The sequence below is a fragment of the Rubellimicrobium arenae genome, from assembly GCF_017916275.1.
GTDB lineage: Bacteria > Pseudomonadota > Alphaproteobacteria > Rhodobacterales > Rhodobacteraceae > Rubellimicrobium > Rubellimicrobium arenae.
This window is the reverse complement of sequence record NZ_JAFMST010000014.1, coordinates 1-13,724: the sequence shown is the minus strand read 5'-3', so window position 1 is coordinate 13,724 and position 13,724 is coordinate 1. Positions and strand designations below refer to the sequence as shown.

Sequence of the window (13,724 nt, the reverse complement as noted above, 5' to 3'; positions counted from 1 at the left end):
CGGGCGCGCCCGATCGGGCATCACCCGGGGCATAACACGGCAAGGATTTTCACGATGGGACTTCTGGATCTGATCACGGGGCGCAAGGCGCCCCCGGAGGGCATTCCCCGCAGCGGCGCGGCCGAACTTCGCACGGCCCTTCTCGACCTGAACCGGGACACCGCGCCCTTCGTGGTGCGCGCGGGCGGGCCCGAGGACGCGGACATCACCGCCGAATGGCGGATCGTGGACGCCCAATGGTACGAGATCTTCGCCAAGGCTGGGGTCAAGCGGGGCGCGCAGGTCCTCCTGCGCTTCGACGAGGCCACGGGCGAGGTGCGGAACGTCCAGCGCGACTTCAGCGTGGAATGGCGGGCGGGCCTGCCCCATCTCGCCTTCGCCTCCGAAGCCTTCCGGGGTCAGAGCATCGAGCTGAGCTTCGGCGCCGGCGTGGCCTTTCGAGAGGACGACCTCCGCCTCGGCAAGGTCTACGAGTACCGCTTCCAGACCCGCGAGCTGAAGAGCCCGCTCCAGGAGCTGACGGCCCGTCATGGCTGGACCTGGCGCCCCCTGGCGTTCGGCCGGCTCTGACACCTTCGCCCCTGGCGCCGTCAGGCCGTCGTCCCCGTCCCCGCGGCAGGGCCGGCGGCCACCCCTTCCGATTGTTATCGTCACATTTCAGTGGAGCCTTTCCATGACGGCCCTCACCGCTTCCCAGATCCTCCTCTCCCGGCCCGAGTTCCGTTCGTCGCAGCTGCGGCGCCTGGGCGGGCTTCGCGGGCTTCTCGCCCGACGGGCCGCCGCGGTCCATGCCGCGGCCCTTCGCCGTCCGGCCGGGGACCTGTCAGAACACCTCCTGCGCGACATCGGCCTGTCGCGGGCCGAGATCGCGGGCCTGGACGGCTGACCAACAAAAAAGGGCGGCTCGAGGAGCCGCCCAGTGTGACGAACCAGGAAGGTCAAGTTCGCCAGGAAACTTATTCGCCGCCGCCCAGGCCGTGGACATAGGCCGCAACCGCGTTGATCTCGGCCTGGCTGAGACCGTTGGCGGGGCGGAACTGCTCGCTCCAGGCCGGCATGATGCCGAACCGCGCATAGGTCACGGTTTCCTTGAGCTTCTCGGGCGTGCCGCCATAGAGCCACACCGCATCCGTCAGGTTCGGCGCGCCGACCTCGCGCATGCCGTGGCCATCCTCGCCGTGGCAGCCGGTGCAGTTGTCCGCGAACACCTGCGCGCCCTTCTCGGCCAGCGCGGCGTCATGCTCCTGCCCCGAGATGGCGAGGACATGGTTCACCACGGCGTCGATATCGGCCGGTTCCAGCATCTCGCCGAAGGCCGGCATCTGCGACCAGCGGGCATCGGGCGAGGAGTCGTTGCGCACGCCGTTGGTCACCGTGGCGGCGACGTCCGTGATGGACCCGCCCCAGAGCCAGTCGTCGTCCAGCAGGTTCGGGAAGCCGCCCGACATGTTGCCGGCCGCGCCCGCGCCGTGGCACTGGGCGCAGTTGGCCCGGAACACCGAGGCGCCGGCGCTGACGGCGAAGGCCTGGAGGTCCGGATCCTGCGGAAGCTGCGTGAGATCCACCGCCGCCAGCTTCTCCATCAGGCCCGAGCGCGCCTCTTCGGCCGCGGCGATGTCCGTCGCCACGTCGCCGCGGGTCGAGAAGCCCAGGTAGCCCGCCGTCGCGCCCGAGATCATGGGCCAGGCCGGGTAGGCGATGGTGTACCAGATCCCCCAGACGATGGTGGCGTAGAAGACCCACAGCCACCAGCGCGGGAGCGGGTTGTTCAGCTCCTCGATGCCGTCCCATTCGTGCCCCGTGGTCTGGACCGTCGGGGTCTTGTCGTTGCGTGTCATGCCCGGGCCTCCGGAATAAGGTCGGAGATGCCATCGCCGCAGTCCGTTGCTCGGTTCGGCATCATGTCGGTGAGGGGGCGGTCGTCGTGGCGGAAGGGCACCTGCCCGGCGTCCTCGTGGACGGACCGGCTGCCCGGCCGCCACGCGAAGAGGATCGCCCCCAGGAAGAAGGTCGTGAGCGCCAGGAGGACCCAGGAGTCCGCGAACTCACGGAGGAGGGAATAGGTATCTTGCACCGGATCCTCCCTCAGCGGCTCGCGTCGGGCGTGAAGGTGGAGAAGTCCACCATCGTGCCGAGCACCTGGAGATAGGCGACCAGGGCGTCCATCTCGGACACGCCGGGCAGCCCGTCGGAGTTGGCCACATGCGCGCCCGGATAGCGTTCCAGCAGCGCGTCGTAGTCGCCGTTCGGATCCGCCTGCACGTTGAAGTCGGCCCGCGCCTGGGCGATCTGGTCGTCCGTGTAGGGGACGCCCACGATCCGGTTCGTTTCCATCAGGTCCGCGATCTGCTCGCCGTCCAGAAGGTTGTCCTTCAGGAAGGCGTAGGGCGGCATGATGGATTCCGGCACGACCGACTGCGGATCGCTCAGGTGCTGGACGTGCCAGGCATCCGAGTAGCGGCCCCCCACGCGGGCGAGGTCCGGCCCCGTCCGCTTGGAGCCCCACTGGAACGGGTGGTCGTACATCGACTCGGCGGCCAGCGAGTAGTGGCCGTAGCGCTCCACCTCGTCGCGCATGGGGCGGATCATCTGGCTGTGGCAGACGTAGCAGCCCTCGCGCAGGTAGATTTCGCGGCCCTCCAGCTCCAGGGGAGAGTAGGGCCGGACCCCTTCCACCTTCTCGATGGTGTTCTCGAGGTAGAAGAGAGGGGCGATCTCCACGATGCCGCCGATCAGGACGACGAACAGGCTGCCGCCCAGGAGGAGCGTCGCGTTGCGCTCCAGGGACTTGTGGTAGTCGAGAAAGGCCATTTGGGGTTACCTCATTCGGCCGGAGTGGGGACGGCGGCGACGCGCACCTTGCCGAAGGCGGTCATCCACAGGTTCCAGGCCATGATGATCGCGCCGGTGAGGTACATCCCCCCGCCCAGGGCGCGGACGACGTACATCGGGAACTTGGCGGCCACCGTGTCGGCGAAGGAGTTCACGAGGAACCCGTTGGCGTCGACTTCGCGCCACATCAGGCCTTCCATGATGCCCGTGACCCACATCGAGGCGGCGTAGAGCACGATCCCGATGGTGGCGAGCCAGAAGTGCCAGCTCACGGCCGAAAGGGAGTGGAGCCGCTCGCGGTGCCACAGGCGCGGCACGAGGAAGTAGAGCGCCGAGAAGGTGATCATCCCGTTCCAGCCCAGCGCGCCGGAGTGCACGTGGCCGATGGTCCAGTCCGTGTAGTGCGACAGCGAGTTGACGGCGCGGATCGACATCATCGGGCCTTCGAAGGTCGACATGCCGTAGAAGCCGAGCGAGATCACCATCATCCGCATGATCGGGTCGGTGCGGATCTTGTCCCAGGCGCCCGAGAGGGTCATCAGGCCGTTGATCATGCCGCCCCAGGAGGGCATCCACAGGATCACCGAGAAGACCATGCCCAGCGTCGAGGCCCAGTCGGGCAGCGCGGTGTAGTGCAGGTGGTGCGGACCGGCCCAGATGTACAGGAAGATCAGGGCCCAGAAGTGGATGATCGACAGCTTGTAGGAATAGACGGGGCGGCCGGCCTGCTTCGGCACGAAGTAGTACATCATGCCCAGGAAGCCCGCGGTCAGGAAGAAGCCCACCGCGTTGTGGCCGTACCACCACTGGGTCATGGCGTCCTGGACGCCGCCGAAGAGCTGGACCGACTTGCTGCCCCAGATCGACACGGGGACCGACAGGTTGTTCACGAGGTGGAGCATCGCCACCGTGACGATGAACGACAGCAGGAACCAGTTGGCCACGTAGATGTGGGGTTCCTTGCGCTTGATGATCGTGCCCAGCGTCACGAGCAGGAAGGCCACCCAGACGACCGTGAGCCAGATGTCCACGTACCATTCGGGCTCGGCGTATTCCTTGCCCTGGGTTTCCCCCAGGAGGTAGCCGGTCGCGGCCAGCACGATGAAGAGCTGGTAGCCCCAGAACACGAACCATCCCAGGTTGCCGCCCCAGAGCCGCGCCGCCGAGGTGCGCTGCACGATGTAGAACGTGCTCATGATGAGCGCGTTGCCCCCGAAGGCGAAGATCACCGCCGAGGTGTGCAGCGGACGCAGGCGCCCGAAGTTGCCGTAGCCCTGCAGCACGTCCAGGTTCAGCTGCGGAAACGCGAGCTGGAGCGCGATGATGACGCCGACCAGGAACCCGGCAAGGCCCCAGAAGGTGGTCGCGATGGCGCCGGCGCGGATCACGCCGTCGTTGTATTCGTCGAGCCTGGGCGCCGCGGGTTCCCCCGTGCGCCGCACGCTCCAGATGAAGAGGCCCGCCGCCACGGCCATGACGATGAGCGCGTGCACCTGGTAGGCCAGGTCGCGTGCCCAGTTGGCGGCGATGGCGGCGAACAGGGCGACAACCCCGAACACCGCAATCTTGATCCAATCCCACATGCGGATGTGTCCCTCTGATTCGACCCGCCCGCCAAGACGCGGCGCGCGTGGTGGTCCGGGGGTGATCTCGCAAACCGGGGCCGGTGCCGCCTTGATCCAAGTCAAACGCATTCGAGCGATCGCCTGATAGGGATCAAGGCACCCGGGGAACGGACGGGCGAAGGTGATGTCCGAACAAGGAGACCGCACCATGATCAAGACGCTGAGCCTCGTCGTGACGGACGAAACGCGCGACCTCCCGGCGCTGCGGGCCGCGGCCGCCCTCGCCGAGCGCGAGGACGCCCACCTGGACGTGGCCTGCCTGGGGCTCGAGCCGCTGGCCCTCGACACCATGCCGATGGCTGCCACCCAGATCATCGTGGAAACCGGTCGTGCCGAGGCCGAGGCGCAGGCCGAGTCCCTGGTGGCCTGGGCCAAGGCGCACCTGCCGGTCGACATTCGCGTGGACGTGGCGCCCCGCACGGTCATCGGCCTCGACATCAGCGCCCATGCGGCGCGGTTCGCCCGATTCTCGGACCTGACGGTGGTGGCGCGGCCCTACGGTCGCGGCCGGGATCCGCTGGCTCCGGCCGTGGCCGAGGCCCTGCTGTTCGGGACTGGCGTGCCCGTCCTCGTGGTGCCTGATTCGCCGGTGGACTGGTCGCAGCCCTTCCGTCGAATCGCCTTGGCCTGGAACGGCACCGACGAGGCGATGCGCGCGGCGCGCGGGGCCCTGCCGTTCCTCCAGGCCGCCGAACGGGTGGATGTCGTGATCGTCGATCCGCCGCTCCATGCCGCGGACCGCTCGGACCCGGGCGGGGACCTGTCGATCTGGCTCGCCCGCCACGGCGTGAAGGCCGAGGTGGCGGTGCTGGCCAAGACGCAGCCCCGCATCGCCGACATCCTGATCCGGTTCGCGACCGACAAGGGCTGCGACGCCCTGGTCATGGGCGCCTATGGCCATTCCCGGCTGCGCGAGGCGATGCTGGGCGGGGCGACCCGGGACCTGCTGTCGCAGGTTCCGCTCCCCCTCGTCATGGCCCACTGAAGGATGGGCCGCGCCCCCATGGTCACGTCAGGCGATCAGGCCGCCGTCCATGTCGTCGCCGGTCTCGGCCATGAGACGGCGGATGTCGGGCACGCTGATGCGGCGCTGGGGGCCGAGCTCGAGGACGCCCTCGGCCTTGAGGGCGCTGATCTGGCGGCTGACGGTCTCGAGGGTGAGGCCCAGGTAGTCGGCCATGGCCTCGCGGGTGAGCGGCAGGTCGATGTTGATGCGCCCGGTCATGGCGCCCAGGCCCACGGTGGCCTCGCGCCGCGCCACGATGGTCAGGAGCGAGGCGATCTTTTCGCGGGCGGTCTTGCGGCCCAGCACCAGCATCCACTCGCGCGCGGCGTCCAGCTCATCAAGGCTCATGTCGAGCAGCCGCTCGGCCACATGGGGCGTGGCGGCCATGAGGCCCTCGAAGGGGCGACGGCGGAAGCAGCACAGAGTGACGTCGGACACGGCGGTCACGTCGTAGGGCGTCGAGGCCCGCCCGGGCCGGCCCAGGAAGTCGGACGGCAGCAGCAGTCCCACCATCTGCTTGCGCCCGTCGGCCATGGTCTGGCTGATGGTGGCCACGCCCCGCACGACCGAGGCCACGAAGCCCATCTCGTCGCCCGCCCAGGCGATGGGCTGGCCCGCCTCGTAGGTGCGGTAATACTTGATCTCTTCCAGCCGCGCGAGCTCGTCGGCGTCACAGCGCGCGCACACCGCCCGGTGCCGGATGGGGCACCCCGAGCATTCGACCTCGACGTTCTTGGACAGCTTGGGAACAGGGGCAGGGGGGCTCACGGCTTTGGACGGCCTCCGGTCGAAGGGCATGGGTGGCGGACCTCGCGGAATCGTGCGGCAGGACGGGAAACCATTCAAGGGGGTGCCAGGAAACCTGCCTCCCATAACGTTAATTCAGGAAGGCTTGGCAATGGGCTCTCATGAGCTTTTACGCGATCTGGGGCTTTTCGACGCACGGGCCCCCCGATACACCAGCTACCCGCCCGCCAACCATTTCGGCGGTGGCGTCGGTCCCGCCGAGGTGGAGGGCTGGCTCCAGGCGATTCCCCAGGGCGGCCGGGTCTCGCTTTACGTCCACATCCCCTACTGCCGGCGGCTTTGCTGGTTCTGCGCCTGCCGGACGCAGGGCACCTCGACCGACCGGCCCCTGATCCCCTATCTGGCGCAGATCAAGGCCGAGCTGGCGCTGGTCGGCCGCCATCTGCGCCCCGACGTCAAGGTCGCGGCCATCCACCTGGGCGGCGGCACGCCCACGATCCTTCCGCCAGCCATGCTCGCCGAACTCTGCGAGGCTCTCAACACCTTCCGTCCGCTCCCGGAGGATGTCGCCTTCTCGGTCGAGATCGACCCGACCGAGGTGGACGAGCCGCGGCTTCGCGCCCTCCAGGCCGCCGGGATGACCCGGGCGTCGATCGGCGTGCAGGACTTCGACCCCACGGTGCAGGATGCCATCGGCCGGGCGCAGGGCTATGCCCTGACGCGCGACGTGGTGGCCATGATCCGCGACACCGGCGTGACCAGCCTGAACATGGACATGCTATATGGCCTGCCGCACCAGACGCGGGCCCGGATGACGGACACGGTTCAGAAGATCCTGTCGCTGTCGCCCGACCGCCTCGCGCTCTATGGCTATGCGCATGTCCCGTGGATGGCCAAGCGGCAGGTGATGATCCCCGCCGATGCCCTCCCGGGGGCCGAGGAGCGGCTCGACCTCTTCGAGGCGGCCGCCCGCATGTTCGTCTGGGACGGCTACAAGGAGATCGGCATCGACCATTTCGCCCGTCCCGGCGACCCTCTTGCCCAGGCGGCGCAGGAAGGCCGGATGCGCCGGAACTTCCAGGGCTACACCGAGGATGGCTGCGACGTGCTGATCGGGCTCGGCGCCTCGGCCATCTCGCGTTATCCGCAGGGCTACGCGCAGAACGCCTCGACCTCCTCGGCCTATGCCCAGGCGGTCAGGAAGGGCCGCCTCGCGACCGAGAGGGGACACGTCATGAGCGCGGACGACACCCTTCGCGCCGACATGATCGAGCGGCTGATGTGCCGGTTCGAGCTCGATCTGGCGGACATCTCCGCCCAGCACACGATCCCGATGCCGGACCTCCTCCGGATCACGGCGCCGATCCGCCACCGGTTCGCCGACTGGATCGACGCAGGCGGGGAAACTCTGCGCCTGACCCGGTCCCCCCGGTTGATCGCGCGGCTCGTGGCGCAGGAGATCGACGCCTACGCCATGCCGGAGGGCCGGCACAGCCGGGCGCTCTGAGGTTGTCGGGTTAACGAGTTCCGGGGCGCTCCGAGGGGAGGACGCGCCCCGTGGGGGCCCGGCCCGCTGCGGGAGGCGGGCCGGGTCCCGGTTTCCCGGGTCGACCGGCCCGTTCCGCCTGGCGGCCCCGCAGGCCAGGGGCGCGGGGTGATCCTCGGGGGTGCGGGGGCCACTTTGCCCTGGTCAGGGGACGAGGCCGGCAATGCGCATCGGGATCGCCCGCCCGCCCGATCGGAGCCTATGCCCTGTTGCGGGTCGCCATCCATGCCGTGGCCGCAGACCCCGACGCGGCCTCCCACGTCCCGTCCCTGCGCCTTGCCGGGATCGTGGCTCTGGGTCTCCTTGCCCGCCTGTTCGCCCGCGACGGCACCGACTGACCCTTTCGCTGCCGTCGCCTGTCCTGTAAGGGGCGCGGGATCAGAGAAGGGAAAAGGAAATGGGTTACAAGGTCGTCGTCGTCGGCGCCACGGGCAACGTGGGGCGCGAGATGCTCAACATTCTGGCCGAGCGGGAATTCCCGGTGGACGAGATCGCCGCTCTCGCCAGCCGGAAATCGCTGGGGACCGAGGTGAGCTTCGGCGACCGAACTCTGAAAACCCAGGACCTCGACCAGTTCGACTTCGCGGGCTGGGACATCGCCCTCTTCGCCATCGGCTCGGACGCGACCAAGACCTATGCGCCCAAGGCGGCGGCGGCGGGCTGCGTCGTGATCGACAATTCGTCGCTCTACCGCTACGACCCGCAGGTTCCGCTCGTGGTGCCCGAGGTGAACGCCGACGCGGTCATGGGTTATACCCAGAAGAACATCATCGCGAACCCCAACTGCTCCACGGCGCAGATGGTGGTGGCGCTCAAGCCCCTGCATGACCGCGCCCGGATCAAGCGTGTCGTCGTCTCGACCTACCAGTCCGTGTCGGGCACCGGCAAGGAAGCCATCGACGAGCTCTGGAACCAGACCAAGGGCGTCTACGTCCCCGGCCAGGAGGTCGAGCCCTCGGTCTACCCGCGCCAGATCGCCTTCAACGTCATTCCCCACATCGACGTCTTCATGGAGGACGGCCAGACCAAGGAAGAGTGGAAGATGATGGTCGAGACCAAGAAGATCCTCGACCCCGCGATCAAGGTCACGGCCACCTGCGTCCGCGTCCCCGTCTTCGTCGGCCACTCGGAGTCGGTGAACGTCGAGTTCGAGGACTTCCTCGACGAGGAGGAGGCCCGCGACATCCTGCGCGAAGCCCCCGGCTGCCTCGTGGTCGATAAGCGCGAGGCGGGCGGCTACATCACGCCCATCGAATGCGTGGGCGAATACGCCACCTACATCTCGCGCATCCGGCAGGACCAGACGATCGACAACGGCCTCAACATGTGGATCGTCTCGGACAACCTCCGCAAGGGCGCCGCGCTGAACGCCGTCCAGATCGCCGAGGTCCTGGGCCAGCGGGCTCTCAAGAAGGGCTGACGGCACAGCGTCCGCGGGGCAGGCCTTCATGCCCCGCGGCCTTGATCCGGATCGTGCGGCGTGCTGGGTCTCGCGGCCTGTCGGTCGCCTGCCTGAGCCCGCCGACCGGCCGGGCCGCGAGCTCCCGCCGGCCGCCGGGTCCGGGACCGGCCCAAGGGCTGGTCAAAGGACGACGAACTCCCCGCGCGCCTCGTCCCAGGTCTCCAGCGTGCCTTCACCGATGTCGTTCCAGAGGCCGTGCAGCGTGAGCCGCTCGTCCTCGACCGCCGACCGCACGAAGGGGAAGGTCAGGAGGTTGTCCAGGGACACCTTGACCGACAGCTTCTCGAGCGCCTGCACCCGCTCGGCGTCGTCGCCGGGGGGCAGCGCCTCGTAGCCGGGCCGCAGGATGTCCATCCAGCGCCCGACAAAGCTCGTGGCCTCCAGGAGTTCGGGCGCATGGCCCGAGCACATGTCGTAGCAGCCCTTCACGCCGCCGCACTGGGAATGACCCATGACGATCAGGTGCGCGACCCGCAGTTCGCGGACCGCGTATTCGACGGCCGCCGAGGTGCCGTGGTGGTCCCCGTCCGGCTTGAAGGGCGGGATCAGGTTCGCGATGTTGCGGTGGATGAAGAACTCGCCCGAGTCCGCCCCGAAGATCGAGGCGACGTGGACTCGGCTGTCGCAGCAGGCCACGATCATGGCGCGGGGGCGTTGCCCCTCTTCGGCTAGGCGTCGGTACCAGGGACGGTTCCCGGCATAGGTCGTGGCCCGCCAGCCCTGGTAGCGGCGAACAAGGTATTCCGGCAGCGGTCGCGAAGTCATGGCAGATCTCCTTCCCGCCGCAGCGCGGCAGGCTGCTCCATATGGCCGGAATGACGGCCTGACGCAACGGAGGGCTGGACCCTTGCGGCGGCCGCTTCCAGGGCTAGGCTGAACGCCCGACCCTCGAACCCCATAGGCCCATGTCCCCCTTCGCCTTTGCCCCCGACTCCGACGACGCCATCCCCCTCGTCCCCGTCCGCCCCGACGCCCTCGAGTCCGCGCTGGGCCAGCTTCCGCCCGAGCAGGCCGCCTGGGTCCGCGCCCTGGGGTTCAAGGCCGGCCCGGGCGAGGTTCTCGCCCTTCCGGGGTCCCATGGTGTGGCCCGCGCGCTGATCGGGCGCGGCAAGGCCGAGGGGCGTCCTCGCAGCCGGTTCGCACTCGGGCAGGGCGCCTCCCGGCTGCCCGAGGGGAGCTACCGCCTGGACGGCACTCTCGACCCCGCCGAAGCGCGCGAGATGGCGCTGGGCTGGCTTCTCGAGGGCTATCGCTTCACGCGCTACAAGGAACAGTCGGGACCCCGCGCCCGCCTCGTCGCGCCCCAGGGGGTTGATGCCGCCCGGATCGAGGCGCTTGCGCAGGCCGAGGCGCTGACCCGCGACCTGATCAACACGCCGGCCTCGGACATGGGGCCAGCCGATCTCGAAGCCGCGGCACGGGGCTTGGCCGACCGGTTCGGGGCGGGCCTTTCGGTGATCACGGGCGAAGATCTTCTCGCGCGGAACTTCCCGATGATCCATGCGGTGGGCCGGGCCGCCGCCCCGCATCGCGCGCCCCGCCTGATCGACATGGCCTGGGGGACGGCAGGGCCCAGGCTGACGCTGGTCGGCAAGGGCGTCTGCTTCGACACCGGCGGCCTCGACATCAAGCCCTCGGCATCCATGCTCACCATGAAGAAGGACATGGGTGGGGCGGCCCATGTCCTGGGCCTCGCGCAGGCGATCATGGCGCTGGGCCTGCCGGTGCGGCTGCGCGTGCTCATCCCGGCGGTCGAGAACGCCGTGGGCAGCGACTCCTTCCGGCCCGGGGACATCCTGACCTCGCGCAAAGGCCTGACGGTCGAGATCAACAACACCGACGCCGAGGGCCGCCTCGTCCTGGCCGATGCGCTGGCGCTCGCGGCGGAGGACGACCCCGGCCTGACCGTCACCTTCGCCACCCTGACCGGCGCGGCGCGCGTGGCCGTAGGGCCCGACCTCGCGCCGTTCTTCACGGACGACGAGGATCTGGCGGCCGCCTTGGCCCGCGGCGGGCGGGACTGGGCCGATCCGGTCTGGCGGCTTCCGTTCCACGATCCCTACGAGGCCCTGATCGAGCCCGGGATCGCCGACCTCGACAACGCGCCGTCGGGCGGCATGGCCGGGGCGATCACGGCGGCCCTGTTCCTGCGCCGCTTTGCGCCGCCGCGGTACTGCCATTTCGACATCTTCGCCTGGTCGCAGTCCAACGCGCCCGGCCGCTCCAAGGGGGGCATGATGCAGGGCGCCCGCGCGCTCCTGGCCGCGCTGCCCGAGGCGCTGGGCCTTTGATGGACGCCCGGCTGACCCCCGCCAACGGCCGAGTCGCGGCGGAACGCCTGCGCGGCCTCGTGCAGGCGGACCGCTATGTGGCCGGAGAAGCGCGCCGCGTCGCCGTCCCGGTGGCCGACCTCGACGGCTCGCCCGGCGGGATGCGCGACCGCCAGCTGCTCTGGGGCGAGACGGTCACGGTCTACGAACTACGCGAGGGCATGGCCTTCGTAGAAGCCGGGCGCGACGGCTACGTGGGCTACATTTCCGAGGTGTCGCTGGCCGAGCCGCGCACGCCGACCCACCGCGTCGCGGTCCCGGCCACCCATCTGTACCGTGACGACGACATGAAGAGCCCGGACCTGCGCCACCTGTCGTTCGGGGCCCTGGTCACCGTGGAGGCGGAAGGGCGCAGGTTCTGGGAGACGCCCGAAGGCTACATCCCCAAGCCGCACCTGCGGCCACTGGACCGCCCCTTCTCGGACCCGGCCGCCGTGGCGCAGCTTCACTTCGGGGTGCCCTACCTGTGGGGCGGCAACTCGGTGCTGGGGATCGACTGCTCCGGCCTCGTGCAGGCCGCGCTGCTGGCCTGCGGGACCGCCTGCCCGGGCGACAGCGACCTGCAGCAGGGCATCGGGGCGGCGATCCCGGACTCCGAGCCCCTGCGGCGCGGCGACCTGCTGTTCTGGAAGGGCCACGTCGCGATGGCGGTGGACGCGGACACCCTCATCCACGCCAACGCCCACCACATGGCCGTGGCCTACGAAGGGGTCCAGCAGGCCATCCTGCGCATCCAGGCGCAGGGGAACGGCGAGGTCACGGCCCGGCGGCGGCCCTGACCCGTCCGGGCGACTACTCGATCAGCTTGGGCTTGGGCGCGATGACCCGGAGCACCTGCTCCAGATCGTGCCCGCGCCGGAGGACCTGCCCCTCCGAGCCGATCACGGCATACTGCCCCTGGCGGAGCCGCAGGGCGGGACGCTTCTCGATCCGGTAAAGGGGAGTCTCCGCCGTGCGGCGGAAGACGGAGAACACGGCCACGTCCCGCAGATGCGAGATGCCATAGTCGCGCCATTCGCCCGAGGCGACCATGCGCCCATAGAGGCTGAGGATGAGGCTCAGCTCGGTGCGGTGGAAGGCGACCTGGGACGGGGCGGCCGGACTGGCGGGTCCCGGAAAGGGGATCGGCGGCAAGACGGACATGAGAAGGAGTCTGGGGGCGCGGTGCCCCCAAATCAAGGACCGAATGCCGGACCCGTGAACCGGGATGCGCCGTTTTCCGCACGGAGCACCGGGGCGTCCCCGGTTGCGCCGCCGATGGTGCGGTCAGCCGCAGCGGACGCGCACGACCTCGTTCAGGGTGTCCAGCTCGAAGTTGATGCGCTGGGGGTTGAAGTCCTGCGTCACCGCCGAGCCGGCCGGGATCACGCGGATCGGGTTCTGGAACCGGGCCGCGTCGATGCTGCCAGCGTCCTGTCCGATGTAGCCCGTCAGGGCCGAGCCGCCGCAGGTGTCGGTCGCGGGGTTGGGCAGCACGGGAAGGGGCATGTCGCCCAGCGCCTCCCCCGCCGAGACGGTCCCATCGGACGGCGGGGCGTCCGGGGCCGGGGCCGGCGCGGCGCAGGCGGACAGGAGAAGGGCGGCGAGGGCGGGAGCGGCAAGGCGAAGATGGGTCATGATCGGCGATGCTAGCACGGTTCCATGGCCCGCCCCAAGCGGGCTTCGACGCGATGTCCCGGCCGGGTCAGCCGCAGTCCACGGCGACGACCTTGCCGGTCGCGTCCGTCCGGAAATTCACCCGCTGCGGGTTCGAATCCGCGGCGACGACGCTCCCCGGCCGGACCACGCGGACAGGTCCGGGCGACGCGAAGGTCGTCGAGGTGACGGCGCTCTCATCCTGTCCCACGAAGTCCTGCAAGCCCCGGGCCCCGCAGGAGTCGCCGGGATCCAGGACGATCTCGAAGGCACCCGGCGTGCCTTCCGGGACCGGAATGGGCACGATGCAGGCGGGCAACGCGGCCAGGGCGAGAAGCGGGATGATGGCACGAAGCTGGGTCATGTCCCCAAGCCTAGCGCACGCCCGCGTCCAGCCAAGCGAAGTGGTTGAATTCGGCTGCTGAATGGTGGACGCTGCTCCGGACAATCTGGGAGGACCACGATGCGCACGCGGGCTGCGGTGGCTGTGGCGGCTGGCCGGCCGTTGGAGATCATGGAGGTGAACCTGGAGGGCCCGCGG

At 69.6% G+C, this 13,724-nt stretch carries 17 protein-coding genes; 8 read left to right on the top strand and 9 right to left on the bottom strand.

Going from position 1 to position 13,724, the window contains the following annotated elements; genetic code table 11:
- The first annotated feature begins 54 nt into the window (after nt 1–54).
- Together J3P31_RS18560 and J3P31_RS18555 are read left to right on the top strand one after the other, a co-directional pair.
- Nucleotides 55–570, top strand: coding sequence for a hypothetical protein (locus J3P31_RS18560; protein ID WP_210530014.1), 516 nt, complete (start codon nt 55–57; stop codon nt 568–570).
- A 103-nt stretch (nt 571–673) separates the two neighbouring features.
- Nucleotides 674–886, top strand: coding sequence for a DUF1127 domain-containing protein (locus J3P31_RS18555; RefSeq protein ID WP_210530013.1), 213 nt, complete (start codon nt 674–676; stop codon nt 884–886).
- Nucleotides 887–956: 70 nt separating this feature from the next.
- Here J3P31_RS18555 and ccoP read toward each other — a convergent pair whose 3' ends face one another.
- Genes ccoP through ccoN form a run of 4 tightly spaced genes read right to left on the bottom strand, consistent with a single transcriptional unit; the run spans nt 957 to nt 4,415 of the window.
- On the bottom strand, nt 957–1,838 hold the full coding sequence (ccoP, locus tag J3P31_RS18550; RefSeq protein WP_210530012.1) for a cytochrome-c oxidase, cbb3-type subunit III: 882 nt from the start codon (nt 1,836–1,838) through the stop codon (nt 957–959).
- The gene (locus tag J3P31_RS18545) at nt 1,835–2,074 is read right to left on the bottom strand and encodes a cbb3-type cytochrome c oxidase subunit 3 (protein ID WP_210530011.1); all 240 of its coding nucleotides are present in this window, start codon (nt 2,072–2,074) and stop codon (nt 1,835–1,837) included. The genes ccoP and J3P31_RS18545 overlap by 4 nt, the downstream gene beginning before the upstream one ends.
- Nucleotides 2,075–2,085: 11 nt before the next feature.
- On the bottom strand, nt 2,086–2,811 hold the full coding sequence (ccoO, locus tag J3P31_RS18540) for a cytochrome-c oxidase, cbb3-type subunit II (protein ID WP_210530010.1): 726 nt from the start codon (nt 2,809–2,811) through the stop codon (nt 2,086–2,088).
- Between the two features lie 11 nt (nt 2,812–2,822).
- The gene (gene ccoN / locus J3P31_RS18535; protein WP_210530009.1) at nt 2,823–4,415 is read right to left on the bottom strand and encodes a cytochrome-c oxidase, cbb3-type subunit I; all 1,593 of its coding nucleotides are present in this window, start codon (nt 4,413–4,415) and stop codon (nt 2,823–2,825) included.
- Nucleotides 4,416–4,605: 190 nt separating this feature from the next.
- Here ccoN and J3P31_RS18530 point away from each other — a divergent pair, with 190 nt between their 5' ends.
- Nucleotides 4,606–5,442, top strand: a complete 837-nt coding sequence (locus tag J3P31_RS18530; RefSeq protein WP_210530008.1) for a universal stress protein — start codon at nt 4,606–4,608, stop codon at nt 5,440–5,442.
- 27 nt (nt 5,443–5,469) lie between these two features.
- On the opposite strand, the gene fnrL is transcribed toward J3P31_RS18530, so the two are convergent.
- On the bottom strand, nt 5,470–6,231 hold the full coding sequence (fnrL, locus tag J3P31_RS18525) for a transcriptional regulator FnrL (protein WP_368373114.1): 762 nt from the start codon (nt 6,229–6,231) through the stop codon (nt 5,470–5,472).
- A 130-nt stretch (nt 6,232–6,361) separates the two neighbouring features.
- Here fnrL and hemN point away from each other — a divergent pair, with 130 nt between their 5' ends.
- The 3 genes from hemN to J3P31_RS18515 all read left to right on the top strand — a co-directional run bounded on the left by hemN (nt 6,362) and on the right by J3P31_RS18515 (nt 9,176).
- The gene (gene hemN / locus J3P31_RS18520) at nt 6,362–7,717 is read left to right on the top strand and encodes an oxygen-independent coproporphyrinogen III oxidase (RefSeq protein ID WP_210530006.1); all 1,356 of its coding nucleotides are present in this window, start codon (nt 6,362–6,364) and stop codon (nt 7,715–7,717) included.
- 248 nt (nt 7,718–7,965) lie between these two features.
- Complete coding sequence (locus J3P31_RS21680; protein ID WP_256439179.1) at nt 7,966–8,094, top strand: hypothetical protein; 129 nt, start codon at nt 7,966–7,968, stop codon at nt 8,092–8,094.
- 59 nt (nt 8,095–8,153) lie between these two features.
- The gene (locus tag J3P31_RS18515) at nt 8,154–9,176 is read left to right on the top strand and encodes an aspartate-semialdehyde dehydrogenase (protein ID WP_210530005.1); all 1,023 of its coding nucleotides are present in this window, start codon (nt 8,154–8,156) and stop codon (nt 9,174–9,176) included.
- Nucleotides 9,177–9,338: 162 nt separating this feature from the next.
- Here the strand turns inward: J3P31_RS18515 and J3P31_RS18510 are convergent, their stop codons facing one another.
- Nucleotides 9,339–9,983, bottom strand: coding sequence for a carbonic anhydrase (locus J3P31_RS18510; protein ID WP_210530004.1), 645 nt, complete (start codon nt 9,981–9,983; stop codon nt 9,339–9,341).
- Nucleotides 9,984–10,123: 140 nt separating this feature from the next.
- On the opposite strand from J3P31_RS18510, the gene J3P31_RS18505 reads away from it, so the two are divergent.
- Together J3P31_RS18505 and J3P31_RS18500 are read left to right on the top strand one after the other, a co-directional pair.
- A complete protein-coding gene (locus tag J3P31_RS18505) occupies nt 10,124–11,509 on the top strand; it encodes a leucyl aminopeptidase family protein (protein WP_210530003.1) in 1,386 nt (461 codons plus the stop codon).
- Complete coding sequence (locus J3P31_RS18500; RefSeq protein WP_210530002.1) at nt 11,506–12,327, top strand: C40 family peptidase; 822 nt, start codon at nt 11,506–11,508, stop codon at nt 12,325–12,327. Before J3P31_RS18505 ends, J3P31_RS18500 begins: the two co-directional genes overlap by 4 nt.
- Before the next feature lie 13 nt (nt 12,328–12,340).
- Here the strand turns inward: J3P31_RS18500 and J3P31_RS18495 are convergent, their stop codons facing one another.
- The 3 genes from J3P31_RS18495 to J3P31_RS18485 form a co-directional block, all read right to left on the bottom strand.
- Complete coding sequence (locus tag J3P31_RS18495) at nt 12,341–12,691, bottom strand: DUF2794 domain-containing protein (protein ID WP_210530001.1); 351 nt, start codon at nt 12,689–12,691, stop codon at nt 12,341–12,343.
- A gap of 123 nt (nt 12,692–12,814) precedes the next feature.
- Nucleotides 12,815–13,165 carry an I78 family peptidase inhibitor gene (locus tag J3P31_RS18490; protein WP_210530000.1) on the bottom strand — a complete coding sequence of 117 codons (351 nt, stop codon included), beginning with the start codon at nt 13,163–13,165 and terminating at the stop codon, nt 12,815–12,817.
- 67 nt (nt 13,166–13,232) lie between these two features.
- Nucleotides 13,233–13,547, bottom strand: a complete 315-nt coding sequence (locus J3P31_RS18485; RefSeq protein WP_210529999.1) for an I78 family peptidase inhibitor — start codon at nt 13,545–13,547, stop codon at nt 13,233–13,235.
- Nucleotides 13,548–13,724: the final 177 nt, after the last annotated feature.

What these genes read in the sequence shown, in the direction of transcription:
- J3P31_RS18560 (WP_210530014.1), top strand. Translation starts at nt 55, where the DNA reads ATGGGACTTCTGGATCTGATCACGGGGCGCAAGGCGCCCCCGGAGGGC.
- J3P31_RS18555 (WP_210530013.1), top strand. Translation starts at nt 674, where the DNA reads ATGACGGCCCTCACCGCTTCCCAGATCCTCCTCTCCCGGCCCGAGTTC.
- ccoP (WP_210530012.1), bottom strand. Translation starts at nt 1,838, where the DNA reads ATGACACGCAACGACAAGACCCCGACGGTCCAGACCACGGGGCACGAA.
- ccoO (WP_210530010.1), bottom strand. Translation starts at nt 2,811, where the DNA reads ATGGCCTTTCTCGACTACCACAAGTCCCTGGAGCGCAACGCGACGCTC.
- ccoN (WP_210530009.1), bottom strand. Translation starts at nt 4,415, where the DNA reads ATGTGGGATTGGATCAAGATTGCGGTGTTCGGGGTTGTCGCCCTGTTC.
- J3P31_RS18530 (WP_210530008.1), top strand. Translation starts at nt 4,606, where the DNA reads ATGATCAAGACGCTGAGCCTCGTCGTGACGGACGAAACGCGCGACCTC.
- hemN (WP_210530006.1), top strand. Translation starts at nt 6,362, where the DNA reads ATGGGCTCTCATGAGCTTTTACGCGATCTGGGGCTTTTCGACGCACGG.
- J3P31_RS18515 (WP_210530005.1), top strand. Translation starts at nt 8,154, where the DNA reads ATGGGTTACAAGGTCGTCGTCGTCGGCGCCACGGGCAACGTGGGGCGC.
- J3P31_RS18510 (WP_210530004.1), bottom strand. Translation starts at nt 9,983, where the DNA reads ATGACTTCGCGACCGCTGCCGGAATACCTTGTTCGCCGCTACCAGGGC.
- J3P31_RS18505 (WP_210530003.1), top strand. Translation starts at nt 10,124, where the DNA reads ATGTCCCCCTTCGCCTTTGCCCCCGACTCCGACGACGCCATCCCCCTC.
- J3P31_RS18495 (WP_210530001.1), bottom strand. Translation starts at nt 12,691, where the DNA reads ATGTCCGTCTTGCCGCCGATCCCCTTTCCGGGACCCGCCAGTCCGGCC.
- J3P31_RS18490 (WP_210530000.1), bottom strand. Translation starts at nt 13,165, where the DNA reads ATGACCCATCTTCGCCTTGCCGCTCCCGCCCTCGCCGCCCTTCTCCTG.
- J3P31_RS18485 (WP_210529999.1), bottom strand. Translation starts at nt 13,547, where the DNA reads ATGACCCAGCTTCGTGCCATCATCCCGCTTCTCGCCCTGGCCGCGTTG.